The sequence below is a fragment of the Hylemonella gracilis genome (assembly GCF_004328645.1).
Classification (GTDB): domain Bacteria; phylum Pseudomonadota; class Gammaproteobacteria; order Burkholderiales; family Burkholderiaceae_C; genus Hylemonella; species Hylemonella gracilis_B.
Window position 1 is genome coordinate 3,504,931 of the sequence record NZ_CP031395.1, and the last position, 11,848, is coordinate 3,516,778.

Sequence of the window (11,848 nt, forward strand, 5' to 3'; positions counted from 1 at the left end):
CCCACGCGGTTTTGGCCGTCTACTCTCGCCGTTTCTCCCCAGCCTTCATGAGCGCCCCACACAACAACGCAGCCCCCAAGCCGGAACCGTCCAAGGCCGACGCCGCCAAGACCAGCCCGGCCGGCCACGCCCCCAGCAATTTCCTGCGTCAGATCATCGAGCACGACCTGAGCGCTGGCACCTACGCCAGCCGCCACTGGAGCGGCCACCCCGGGGATGCAGCCACGCAGCAGGCCGGCCAGCCCGACCCCGCCAAGATCCGCACCCGCTTCCCGCCCGAACCCAACGGTTACCTGCACGTGGGCCACGCCAAGAGCATCTGCCTGAACTTCGGCCTGGCGCGCGACTACGGCGGCATCTGCCACCTGCGCTTCGACGACACCAACCCGGAGAAAGAAGACCAGGAGTACGTGGACAGCATCAGCGACGCCGTGCAGTGGCTGGGCTTTGACTGGAACGCTACGCACAACGGTGTGAACGTGGAGCACCGCTACTACGCCAGCAACTACTTCGACTTCATGTACCGCGCGGCCGAGCACCTGATCGAGACCGGCAAGGCCTACGTGGACGAGCAGACGCCCGAGCAGATGCGGGCCAACCGCGGCGACTTCACCACGCCCGGCAAGGACAGCCCTTTCCGCAGCCGCACGCCCGCCGAGAACCTGGCGCGCTTTCGCGAGATGCGCGACGGCAAGCTGCCCGACGGCGCCGCCGTGCTGCGCGCCAAGATCGCCATGGACTCGCCCAACATCAACCTGCGCGACCCGGCCATCTACCGCATCAAGCACGCCGAGCACCACAACACCGGCAACACCTGGTGCATCTACCCCATGTACACCTTCGCGCACCCCATCGAGGACGCGCTGGAAAACATCACCCACAGCTTCTGCACGCTCGAATTCGAAGACCAGCGCCCCTTCTACGACTGGCTGCTGGACCGCCTGCGCGAGGGTGGCCTGATCAACAGCCCGCAGCCGCGCCAGTACGAGTTCGCGCGGCTCAACCTCACCTACGTCATCACCAGCAAGCGCAAGCTGGCGCAGCTGGTGAACGACGGCCATGTGAGCGGCTGGGACGACCCGCGCATGCCCACCATCGTCGGCCTGCGCCGCCGTGGTTACACGCCCGAGAGCATCCAGCTCTTCGCCGAGCGCATCGGCGTGACCAAGGACTATTCCTGGATCGACTACGGCACGCTGGACGGCTGCCTGCGCGAAGACCTGGACCCCAAGGCCGCACGGGCCATGGCTGTGCTGGACCCGGTGAAGCTGGTCATCACGAATTGGGATGCGGTCATGGGTGCTGGTGCACTGGATCAATGCGCCGCCCCCGTGCACCCGCACCACCCCGAGCGCGGCCAGCGCCAATTCAAGTTCGGCAGGGAACTCTGGATCGAGCGCACGGACTATGAAGAAACGCCGCCCAAGGGCTTCTTCCGTCTCTTCCCAGGCAACAAGGTGCGCCTGAAATACGGCCACGTCATCGAGTGCAAGGGCGCGGTCAAGGACGCCAACGGCCAGGTCACCGAAGTGCACGCCGAACTCATCCCCGACACCAAGAGCGGCACCCCCGGCGCCGACGCCATCAAGGTCAAGGGCGTCATCACCTGGGTCGGCGTGAACGACGGCATCGCCGCCGAAGTGCGCCTCTACGACCGCCTGTTCACCGACCCGCAACCCGACGCGGGCGGCAAGGACTTCCTGGCCAGCCTCAACCCCGACAGCCTCAAGACCGTCACGGCCTACGTGGAGCCCTCACTGGCCAGCGCGAAGCCGGACGAGAAGTTCCAGTTCGAGCGGCATGGCTACTTTGTGGCGGACCGCAAGGACCACGGGGCGGGTAAGCCTGTGTTCAATCGGGTGACGGGGTTGAAGGATAGTTGGAGCAAATAGTGTGGACGCTCTTGCGGTTAAGAATTTATTCCTCGACGCCGCAAATGAGTGGATATGCGACTCGTCCGGCCTAGACATACGCTACATAGCCGCAAAGTCAAATGATGAACTACGAGTCATCGACGCGTCTTTTGCGATCTTTCCTTTGCCCTATGGGGGCGAGTCAAAAGACTTCTTCGTGGATACTGGGACTATCGTTGCTGGTCAAGTTCACAAACATCCCATATCCAAGAATGAATTAATTGATCAGATAACGAAGGCGGTCAACGGAAGCATCTGTATCGGCGATCGAGAATTAAAACTAGTTTTCGAGACGGCACCTAGCTATTACTCTGAACTCCTCCAGCCAGACTCGTGGTTTTCCGAGCTTCATCTTCAGGTTATTGGCCAACAGCCACCGAGCTATTCAGCCCTAAGCTTGAAGAAAATAGAGCAAGCTCTTCGCAAGGGAACTCCCCCTTTCGATGGCTTGCCTGACCTCTGCGGTTGGCTTCACCTTTCTGACATTAGCACTCTTGGACGTGCGGCTGCATTAAACATCCGTGTGCTCCCCCCAGTTGATCTGCGGTTTGATCAATCGAGTCTCAGTGCAAACCAACTTCAGATAACTCTGGAGGCGCATCCCAAACTGGACGTCCACCAGATTTCTTTGGCCATCAAAACATTTCCTGGGTTAGGGATCAAGTCTCGAGTGCAAGTTGGAGATCAGATCAAATGGGAGGCAAATGACAACGGGTTACAGATTGGCACGGTCACTTTAGAAGTTGAATATGCGGACAGTGTTTTGGCTATGCTCACATTGGGCGAAATTACAGTTCGTCGTCAATGGATCATTGATCCAGACAAAGCAATTAATCCAAGATACGTTGCTACGCAGTTATTTGACAGAGATCTAAAACAACTCCGACAAGCACTTTTTGATTCCTCCGACTCTGTTCGGTTTGAGCAAGGAGTGTCTTCGCTGTTGTTTGTTCTTGGATTCGCTCCAGCAATACAAGTCGAGACCCAAGCACCCGACATCCTGCTCCAGAGCCCAAGTGGCCGACTAGCAGTGGTTGAATGCACTTTAAGAACAGCCGACTTTCAAACGAAAGTTGGAAAGCTAGTCGATCGCAGAAACGCACTCCGGAAGCACTTCGAGTCAATTGGCTCCCCGCATCGAGTTGATGCCTTTCTCGTATGCGGGACACCTGATGCACAAATCGCGTATCGCAAAGAAGATATAACCAAACAGGAGATTTCTCTACTCACTAAAGAGAATATCGAACAGGCATTTAATGGCATACGAACGCCCCAAAATCCAGATCAAATGCTGGCAACTGCTGCAAGAAGACTTTCAGAAGCGCTGAGCCTCTTTGATAGGTAGTCACTAACCGCCATCACTACAGATATGTCATAAAAGTCATCAGTCGGTGAGCGTGCAGTTCCCGTCAAGCTTGAAACCACTCACCATGCGCTAAGCTGACGCCCCACACAAGGGCCCCACCATGAAACAACTCCGCGTCACCATCCAGCTCGAACTCGCCGTCCCCGACGACTGGGAGATCGTGCCCACCTCGGAGGGCACGCAGGTGCTCAAGCTGCCGGACGGCCAGTACCTGGACCTGGCGGTGGAGCCGCTGTTCGCCAGCGACCCGGAAGACATCTGGCGCAGCACCGAGGACGAGGAGGTGCTGGATAACTTCCTGGAGATGGTGGAGAACGAGGACGTGCGCTACACCTTCGTGCAGCACTGAGAGGCGCCGGTCATGACCGCGTCACCCGCGAAGATGACGTTCCACGTCGAGACGCGACGCGTGGACGCCCACTTGAGCCGCGCCGTCTGCAAGCAGGCCGAGATCGCGCTGGACACGGACCTGGCGGGCAACCCCGAGGCCTTCAACCCTGCCGAGCTGCTGCTGGCCGCGCTGACGGCCTGCATGGTCAAGGGCATCGAGCGGGTGACGCCCATGCTGAAGTTCCAGTTGCGCGGCGTGGAGGTGATCGTGGACGGCGTGCGCCAGGACGTGCCGCCCAGGCTGGAAAGCATCCACTACGAGATCATCGTGGACACGGACGAGAGCGAGCAGCGCCTCGCCCTGCTGCACGAGAACGTGAAGAAGTACGGCACGGTCTTCAACACCGTCGCCCCGGGCACCGACCTGAGCGGCACGCTGCGTCGCAAATAACGCGGTCTGTCGCGCACCACGCGCGGCCAACGCTCGCCCCACCATGGCCCGCCGCCCCCACTACCACGTCTACGTCATCGAACTCTCGAAGGACGTGCTGCTGGAGCCGCGCTTTCGCAAGAGCAACCCGGCCTATGTGGAAGGCCAACCCTGCGTCTACGTGGGCATGACCGGGCTGGACCCGGATGTGCGCTTCGACAAGCACAAGGCCGGCATCCAGGCCAACAGCTATGTGACGAAGTACGGCCTGCGCCTGCTGCCCGATCTGTACGAGGGCTTCAACCCCATGGGCTACGAGGAGGCGCAGGTACGCGAGGTGGAGATCGGCATTGACCTGCGCTCGGCCGGCTTCGGAGTGTGGCAGGCCTGAGCGGCGCGGGGCATGGCCGCGCTGGCATGATGACCGCATGACACCGCACGACATCCTGGCTTTCTGGTTCGAGGAACTGAACCCCAAGCAGCATTTCAGCAAGGACGCTGCGCTGGATGCGTGCATGCGGGAACGCTTCGGGGCCTTGCTGGAAACGGCTGCAGCGGGTGGCCTGCCGGCGTGGCGCATGGACGCGCCGGGGCACCTGGCGGAGATCATCCTGCTGGACCAATTCAGCCGCAACATCCACCGTGACACGCCAGGCGCCTTCGCGCAGGACGCGCTGGCGCTCAGGCTCGCGCGCGAGCTGGTGGCGCAGGGCGGGGACCGCGCCCTGCCGCTGGCGCGGCGGGTGTTTGCCTACATGCCCTACATGCACAGCGAAGACCTGGCCGCGCACACCGAGGCACTGCCGCTGTTCAGCCAGGCTGGGCTGGAGGAGAACCTGCGTTTCCTGCGCCTGCACACGGCCATCATCGCGCGCTTCGGCCGTTACCCGCACCGCAACGCCGTCCTGGGCCGGGCGTCCACGCCCGAGGAACTGGCGTTTCTGCAGGAGCCCGGTTCATCCTTCTGAGCCATGAGCACCAAGACCTGCCCTGCCGCAGGCGGTGACATCACGGAGATCGGCATCGACCAGCGCGTCCGACACCGCGCCCGCCGAGGCCACTCCACCGGCGCGCGGCGGCCGCTTCGGCATCGCCGTCGCGCGGGCCGGGGAATGGGCATGGATTAGACTGCCGCCGTCGCCGCTCCCTCGCACCACCGGGCATGCTGCTCGATCCCACCACGCTGATCTTCATCAATGTCGCCAACCTCCTGGTGATGGGCGGGGCGCTGCCGATCATCATGGGGCAGGGCCTGAGCACGGCCGCGGCGCGGGGCAGGCGCTCGCTGATCCTCAACGCCGGGGCCTGGATCTGCCTGCTGGTCTCCACGGTATGGAGCGGCGTGTTGCCAGACCTGCTGCTCTCCACCCTGGCCATGGCCCTGATCTGCGCGAGCCAGTGGTTACTCTACCGCGCGCTCGAGAACTGGCTCGGTCGCCGTCCGCTGCGCCGGCCGCTGCTGGTGTTGGCCTGGCTGATGCCCATCGGCTACGCGCTGAGCTTCCCCAGCTACGAGATCCGGGTGGGCTGGGCCAATCTGATGCTGGCCGCGCAAATGCTCATCGTCGCCCGAGCTTGCCTGTACCCGATGAACCGCGACTTCGGCCGCGTGTCCTGGCGCTATCCCTTGTTCGGTTGCCTGGTGGTGATGGCGGGTTTCACGTCTGCGCGGGGCATTCTGGGAGCTTGGTTCACCGAGCTCTACCCCTATTTCCGCGCGCCCACCCCGGTCAACCTGGCCGCCCTGGTGGCGGCCAACATGGCCCTGGTTCTGGGGACCCTGACCATCCTGGGCGCCTGGCGCGAAGAGGCCGAGCAGCAGCTGCACCGGCTGGCCATCACGGATCCACTGACCGGGCTGTTGAACCGAAATGGATGGGCCGCGCAGACCGAACGCGCCCTGCGCCGGGCGCAGCGCCACGGCCAGCCACTGTCGCTGCTCTTGCTGGACCTGGACCATTTCAAGCAGGTCAACGACGTCCACGGTCACGAGGTGGGTGACGAGGTGCTGCGCAGATTCGCGCGGATGCTGCAGCAGTGCCTGCGCACGGGAGACGTTTGCGCGCGGGTGGGCGGCGAAGAGGTCTGCGTGCTGCTGTACAACGCCGACGCCGCGGCGGCCCGCGCCTTTGACGAGCGCGTGCGCGCCGGCTTGGCGCAGCAGACCACGGCCCGGTCCTTGCCGGTGGGCTTCAGTGCCGGCCACACGCTCTGCCGAAGTGACGAAACGACGCTGGAACCGGCCATGGCCCGGGCCGACGCCGCACTCTACCGGGCCAAGGGTGCCGGCCGCGGCCGACTGGTGTCAGACAGCCATGCCTCTTAGCAGGGCTCTCAGCGCCGCCGCCGAACGCAACAAGCAGCCCATCCTGGAGACCCTGCGCGGCTTCTTGCCCTCACACGGTCGCGCGCTGGAGATCGCGAGTGGCACCGGCCAGCACGTCGCGTGGTTCGCCCAGCACCTGCCGGGCTGGACCTGGTTGCCGACAGATGGTCGCGACACGCATTTCGCCGAACTCCAGGGGTGCCTGGCCGAAGGCGTGCAAGACCGGGTGGCCCAGCCACGCCTGCTGGATGTGCTGCATGAACCCTGGCCACTGGACGGCGCGCGCTTTGACCTGATCTATTGCGCCAACCTGCTGCACATCGCGCCGTGGACGTGCTGCACCGCGCTGATGCGGGGCGCGGCGCGGCACCTTGAGTCCGGTGGCTGCCTGGTGACTTACGGCCCCTACCTGGAAGACGAGACCCCCACCGCCGACGGCAACCTGGCCTTCGACGCCAGTCTGCGCGCCCGGAATCCCGACTGGGGTCTGCGGCGGCGCGAGGACGTGGAAGCGGTGGCCCAGGCTGCGGGACTGCGACTGACCACCCGGCATGCGCTGCCCGCGAACAACCTGCTGCTGGTCTGGCAAGCCAGATAATTCGGCGCATGGATGCTTTTACCCAGATGGCTTCTGCCCTTCTGAACACGCTGTTCCCCACGGGCTGGGGGCACTACCTGGCCGGTGGCCTGCTGGTAGGCACGGGCACCGCGCTGCTCTTCGTCTACACGGGTCGCATCGGCGGCATGAGTTCGGTGTTTTCCAGCACTTGGTCCTGGCTGGTGCGTCGGCCCTACTTCCAGACCGCGCGCTATCTGGAAACGCGCGGCTGGCGGCTGGTGTACGCGGCGGGGCTGATCGTCGGCGCCCTGGTCTGGTGGCTGGGCTTCAGCGATGGCGTGCCGCTGAGCACGCAGGTTCCCGCCTGGCAGTTGCTGCTGGGCGGCTTTTTCGTGGGCTATGGCGCAAGGCTGTCGAACGGTTGTACCTCTGGCCATGGCATCTGCGGTCTGGGCTCGCTGCAACTGCCCTCCCTGGGCGCGGTGCTGATCTTCATGGCGACGGCCTTCCTCACGGCCAATGCGTTCGCCCGGCTGTCCGCGAGGTTCACATGAACGCGGTGACCGTCAAACATCCGCTCGCTGCGCTCTTGGCCACGCTGGCTGCGGGCGCGCTGTTCGGCTTTGGCCTCTCGCTGGCGGGCATGGTGCGGCCGGAGGTGGTGTTGAGCTTCCTGCGCTTGCAGGACTGGGGCTTGATGCTGGTGATGGGCGGCGCAGTGCTGGTTGTTCTGCTGGCTTACCAGGGGGCGCCGCGCCTGCTGGCGCGCCCGCTGCTGGGTGGCAACTTCGGCCAGCACCCCAGCGTGTGGAATCGCGACACTTGGCGAGGCGCAGCCTTGTTCGGCCTGGGTTGGGGTTTGTGCGGCGTCTGCCCAGGCCCGGCAATCGCAGGGCTGGGCACGGGCGACCTGGATCTGCTGTGGGCGCTGGCCGGCATCGCGCTGGGCGCGCTGGCCCAGGGACTGCGGGCGAAGGGCTGAGCCTTACCGCTTGGCGGGGGCCGACATGGCGGCCTTGGTCAGCAAGCCGCGGTATTCAATCAGCTTGGCACGCAGCCGGCGATGGTTGGTGGGACCGGTGCGCAACAGGATCTTTTGGCCGGCCGCGAGGGACTCCAGCTTTTCGTCCGCGAACTCGTAACGCGTCCAGGGACGCTCCGACTGGTAGGGGCCTTTCACGTTCACCAGGGCAACGTGCAAGGGTTCCTCAACAATCGGCGTGGCAAGCAGTAGATCGATGACGGCGATCAGGCGGTCATTGAAGTAACCCTTGGGGTAGCCGAGCTCCACATAGGCCTGCTGGAACAGCGGATAGAGGCTGACATAGAGCTGCACCACCTGACGCGGATTGACCGTCTCCACGAACTGGACCAGGGCGCTGTAGCGCTGGCCGTTGTCGGGGTTGATGATCTCGCCGTCGGAACGCGGCAACGTGGAGAAACGTCCGGGCGACGGATGCACGGGCCACATCATGGGCGGCGCGTGGTCATGGCCGAGGTTGTCCACGGTGGTCACGACGCGGCGCACGAAGTTGTCCAGCAAGAAGAATTGTTCGACTTTCTTGCGCCCCAGCAACGTGCCCAGGTCTTCCTTCAGGCGGGGATCGGAGTCTTCCAGCCCGGGCAAGGAACGCACCTTGGCGACGGTGGACTCAGGCTCATTCGGTTGAATGGCCTGCACGGGGTGGCGGATGGGGGGCGCGGACTCCACCGGCGTCAGGGCCGGGTTCTTGGGCGCCTGGGGCGCGGAGCCGACAAACGTGGGATTGGAGGCGTCCAAAGTGGGCGTGCCCGACGCCTCTTCAGAACGTGGGCGGAAGTACCAGGCAGCCGCGGCAACGATGGCGACGACAACTAAGGAAACGGCACCAAAACGGCTGATCTTCATGAGTTTTCTGGGGGGAAAAGCGTGCAGGCGAAACTATTTGTAGGGTGGCATGCTAGCACCACCACTGACTCCATAGGGCGTAAAAGGTCAGCCACAACCTACAATTCCACGCTTTGGGACGCGTCAACCCGACGCCGGTGACGCGCCTCATGCCCGCCTCATGCCTGCCTCTTTCACGCCAGCTGCCGGCCCTGCCCGGGTTCAAGCAAATGAATGCCCCCTTCACCCGCCAACGCCATCAGGGCCTGTGCCAGGATGCCTTCGATCCCGAGCAACATCAGACCTTCGAGGCATGGAACGATCGGCCTTTGCTGCATTCGATGGAAGCTGCGGCCATTCCCTGGCCCAGCTCGTGCCGCAACGGAACCTGCCGCACTTGCGTGGGCCGACTGCTGGACGGGCAGGTCCGTTACGAGATTGAATGGCCAGGCTTGAGCCGGGAGGAAAAGGAAGAAGGTTATGTATTGCCTTGCGCGGCCTACCCGTGCTCCGACGTGGTGCTGCGCGAAGGTTATTGAAGCGACGAAGGGAACGTAGCACGCCAGAGACAAAGCAAAACGGCTGGCGTGACAGCCAGCCGTTCAGCGCGGAGCGGAAAAAACGAACGCTCAGGCGTAAGCGTTGAGACGGGTGCCCAGAGTTCCCGAACTGGCGAGCGGTTGCGAACCGGTCTTGGGAACAGACGACAGCAGGGTGCCGACGGTTTGTTCAACGATGTCTTCCGACTTTTTCTTGACGTAGACCTGGGCCTTCCAAGCCACCTGTCCGGCGGAAAGTGTGGCCTGCTCGGCTCCGGTATTGGCGCTGATGTCCATGGTGCGTCTCCTTGAAACAGTCGCTTGATTCTAGATCTGAACTCGCCGGGTGGCTGTAACCAACTTGTTTCAGGGGTTGAAAACGCCCGACAGCAGTTCCGACAGGCGCTCGGCCTTCATGCGAAAGCCACAGGCCTGGGCATGGCCCCCGCCTCCCATGCTTTCAGCCAGTGGAATGCAATCGAAGTCCTTTTGCGACCGCAAGCCCACTTTCACCACTCCCCCCTTGGCGGCAGACCAGAGCAGCGCATAGCTCCCGCTCTGACGCGACAGAATATCGCCCAGCAAGCTGTGGAAGGCGCCCGGCGCATTGAGCATCAGACCCGCCCGGCCCATGAAGACGATGGGCTCGGCATTTGCCACCATGTCCTGCGCGAGCTTGCGGAATTTCTCATCCATGGCTCGGCCACGGGACATGAAGTCAGCAAGTTGGGACTCGTCGTAGCTGGAGATCTCGGCCCAGCGCTCGAAGTCCATCGACTCCATGTCCAGCGCGGAGAGGAAGGCTGCGCTTTCCGGATATGCCCAGTTCCAGAGGTCTCGGTCTTCGATGTAGCGCACCAGCGCGGGTGTGGAACGATCTGCCTGAAAGAAGTCCCAGGCCAGGCGCGCGCCCGAGCGTTGCATGTCGAAATGGACGACGCCGCAACGACAGGCAAAACCCGTCAACTTCTCGGCGGCGCTTTTGTGGTGGTCCAGCAGCACCAGCTTGGCGGCGCGGCGCTCGATCTCGCTCAGCAAATCGGGGGCGAAGGAGAAATCCAGGATGTAGACGGCGCGACCGTCAAGCCGCGGCAGATCTTCGACGGCCTCGATGTCCCCGTGAGCACAGGCGAGAAACTCGGCCCGGCCTTCGTAGAACAGCCAGGCCGCCAGCGCCGCGCCAAATCCGTCGGGGCAACGCGCGTGGTAGATCACCAGCGGGTCTGGGTCGTGACGGTGAGGTTCGATTTGAAGTTGTTGGGGCAGGAGCAGGTTCACCACGCGGATCGTCTCGGTGTAGGTTTCTTGGAGGGCAGCTTGCTGGCGGGTGGTCGTGGCCGGATATGCCCTTCCTGGGCCAAGGCCTCCTTGCGCAATTGGCGCTCGGCATCCAGTTTCTTACCTTCGGCCAACCAGAGCACATACTCCTCTGGGGTTTCCAACGTGATGCGGCCTAACGCGCCGGAACGGAAATCGTGCAGCAGCAGTTCCGCCGTCTTCTGCAGGTTGACCTTGCCGCCCGCCGTCAACGCACCACGGGTACGGCCGATGGCCTCCAGCAACGCATCGCTTTCCAGCACCTTGTCATCGACGTCATGCAGACCTTCATTCAAACCATAGCGAGCGACCAACAGTTGCGGATAGGCCAGCTTGAGGTAATCCAGCAGTTCCAGCGCCACCTCTTCGTCGTCAAAGGCATTGCGGCCCACGGCACCGCTGGCAGCAAGCCAGTAGCCACTTTGCGCGACGATGATGCGCGGCCAAAGCACGCCGGGCGTGTCGTACAAGTAGAAACCATCTTCGAGCACGTAGCGTTGCTCATGGCGCGTCACCCCGGCTTCATCGGCTGCCTTGGCGGCGCTTTTGCCGATCATTCGGTTGATCAGTGTGGATTTGCCAACGTTGGGAATACCGCAGATCAGCACCCGCATGGGCTTGGACAGACTGCCGCCGCGCGTGGGCGCTAGTTCCTGGCACGGCGCGATCAGTCGGCGCGCGGCCTGACCATCGGTCGTGTCAAGTGCGATGGCGCGCATGCCCTCGTTCGCGTTGTACTGGGCCAACCACGATGCCGTGCGCGCGGGATCGGCCAGATCCTGCTTGTTGAGCACCTTCAGCCGAGGCCGCTTGGCCGTCAGTTGGGCCAACAGCGGATTGGCACTGGAAGCGGGCAAGCGTGCATCCACCATCTCGATGACCACATCCACCTGCTTGATGCGGTCTTCGATCGCTTGGCGGGTCAGGTGCATGTGCCCTGGAAACCACTGAACAGCCATGGTCGATTGCGTGAGGCCTACAGAAGAAAGAATGGGCTTGGAAAAAGCACAAAACAGAAACGCCCTCGTCGGAATAATCCGAGAGGGCGGTCTGAGGCTATAGGAGCCTGACGATGTCCTACTTTCACACGGGAACCCGCACTATCATCGGCGCAAAGGCGTTTCACTGTCCTGTTCGGGATGGGAAGGAGTGGTACCACCTTGCTATGGTCATCAGGCATAACTTTTTGTCTTCTTGACTG

At 63.0% G+C, this 11,848-nt stretch carries 15 protein-coding genes and 1 rRNA gene; 11 read left to right on the forward strand and 5 right to left on the reverse strand.

The window, feature by feature from the left end; translation table 11 throughout:
- Nucleotides 1–47 precede the first annotated feature (47 nt).
- From DW355_RS16275 to DW355_RS16320, 10 genes are all read left to right on the forward strand, one after another.
- On the forward strand, nt 48–1,892 hold the full coding sequence (locus tag DW355_RS16275; RefSeq protein WP_131281663.1) for a glutamine--tRNA ligase/YqeY domain fusion protein: 1,845 nt from the start codon (nt 48–50) through the stop codon (nt 1,890–1,892).
- 1 nt (nt 1,893) lies between these two features.
- On the forward strand, nt 1,894–3,258 hold the full coding sequence (locus DW355_RS16280) for a hypothetical protein (RefSeq protein WP_131281665.1): 1,365 nt from the start codon (nt 1,894–1,896) through the stop codon (nt 3,256–3,258).
- A 121-nt stretch (nt 3,259–3,379) separates the two neighbouring features.
- Nucleotides 3,380–3,628: a hypothetical protein gene (locus tag DW355_RS16285; RefSeq protein WP_131281667.1), complete on the forward strand. Its 249-nt coding sequence runs from the start codon at nt 3,380–3,382 to the stop codon at nt 3,626–3,628.
- 12 nt (nt 3,629–3,640) lie between these two features.
- Entirely contained in the window at nt 3,641–4,060 is a 420-nt protein-coding gene (locus DW355_RS16290) for an OsmC family protein (protein ID WP_131281669.1), read from the forward strand.
- 43 nt (nt 4,061–4,103) lie between these two features.
- Nucleotides 4,104–4,430 carry a hypothetical protein gene (locus DW355_RS16295; protein ID WP_131281671.1) on the forward strand — a complete coding sequence of 109 codons (327 nt, stop codon included), beginning with the start codon at nt 4,104–4,106 and terminating at the stop codon, nt 4,428–4,430.
- A gap of 37 nt (nt 4,431–4,467) precedes the next feature.
- Nucleotides 4,468–5,007, forward strand: a complete 540-nt coding sequence (locus tag DW355_RS16300) for a DUF924 family protein (protein ID WP_131281673.1) — start codon at nt 4,468–4,470, stop codon at nt 5,005–5,007.
- Nucleotides 5,008–5,201: 194 nt separating this feature from the next.
- Nucleotides 5,202–6,365, forward strand: coding sequence for a GGDEF domain-containing protein (locus DW355_RS16305; protein WP_131281675.1), 1,164 nt, complete (start codon nt 5,202–5,204; stop codon nt 6,363–6,365).
- Complete coding sequence (locus DW355_RS16310; RefSeq protein WP_131281677.1) at nt 6,355–6,963, forward strand: DUF938 domain-containing protein; 609 nt, start codon at nt 6,355–6,357, stop codon at nt 6,961–6,963. The genes DW355_RS16305 and DW355_RS16310 overlap by 11 nt, the downstream gene beginning before the upstream one ends.
- Before the next feature lie 8 nt (nt 6,964–6,971).
- Nucleotides 6,972–7,478 (forward strand): YeeE/YedE family protein, encoded by a 507-nt coding sequence (locus tag DW355_RS16315; RefSeq protein WP_242671222.1) that lies wholly within the window; start codon nt 6,972–6,974, stop codon nt 7,476–7,478.
- Entirely contained in the window at nt 7,475–7,906 is a 432-nt protein-coding gene (locus DW355_RS16320) for a DUF6691 family protein (RefSeq protein WP_131281679.1), read from the forward strand. The genes DW355_RS16315 and DW355_RS16320 overlap by 4 nt, the downstream gene beginning before the upstream one ends.
- A gap of 3 nt (nt 7,907–7,909) precedes the next feature.
- On the opposite strand, the gene DW355_RS16325 is transcribed toward DW355_RS16320, so the two are convergent.
- Complete coding sequence (locus DW355_RS16325; RefSeq protein WP_131281681.1) at nt 7,910–8,812, reverse strand: DUF3014 domain-containing protein; 903 nt, start codon at nt 8,810–8,812, stop codon at nt 7,910–7,912.
- 209 nt (nt 8,813–9,021) lie between these two features.
- Here DW355_RS16325 and DW355_RS16330 point away from each other — a divergent pair, with 209 nt between their 5' ends.
- On the forward strand, nt 9,022–9,330 hold the full coding sequence (locus tag DW355_RS16330) for a 2Fe-2S iron-sulfur cluster-binding protein (protein ID WP_131281683.1): 309 nt from the start codon (nt 9,022–9,024) through the stop codon (nt 9,328–9,330).
- Nucleotides 9,331–9,420: 90 nt separating this feature from the next.
- On the opposite strand, the gene DW355_RS16335 is transcribed toward DW355_RS16330, so the two are convergent.
- The 4 genes from DW355_RS16335 to rrf form a co-directional block, all read right to left on the reverse strand.
- The gene (locus DW355_RS16335) at nt 9,421–9,627 is read right to left on the reverse strand and encodes a hypothetical protein (protein WP_131281685.1); all 207 of its coding nucleotides are present in this window, start codon (nt 9,625–9,627) and stop codon (nt 9,421–9,423) included.
- Nucleotides 9,628–9,696: 69 nt separating this feature from the next.
- On the reverse strand, nt 9,697–10,611 hold the full coding sequence (locus DW355_RS16340) for a DHH family phosphoesterase (protein WP_131281686.1): 915 nt from the start codon (nt 10,609–10,611) through the stop codon (nt 9,697–9,699).
- Nucleotides 10,605–11,606, reverse strand: coding sequence for a ribosome biogenesis GTPase YlqF (gene ylqF, locus DW355_RS16345; RefSeq protein WP_131281688.1), 1,002 nt, complete (start codon nt 11,604–11,606; stop codon nt 10,605–10,607). Before ylqF ends, DW355_RS16340 begins: the two co-directional genes overlap by 7 nt.
- Nucleotides 11,607–11,711: 105 nt before the next feature.
- Nucleotides 11,712–11,824 (reverse strand): 5S ribosomal RNA (gene rrf / locus DW355_RS16350).
- Between the last annotated feature and the right edge of the window lie 24 nt (nt 11,825–11,848).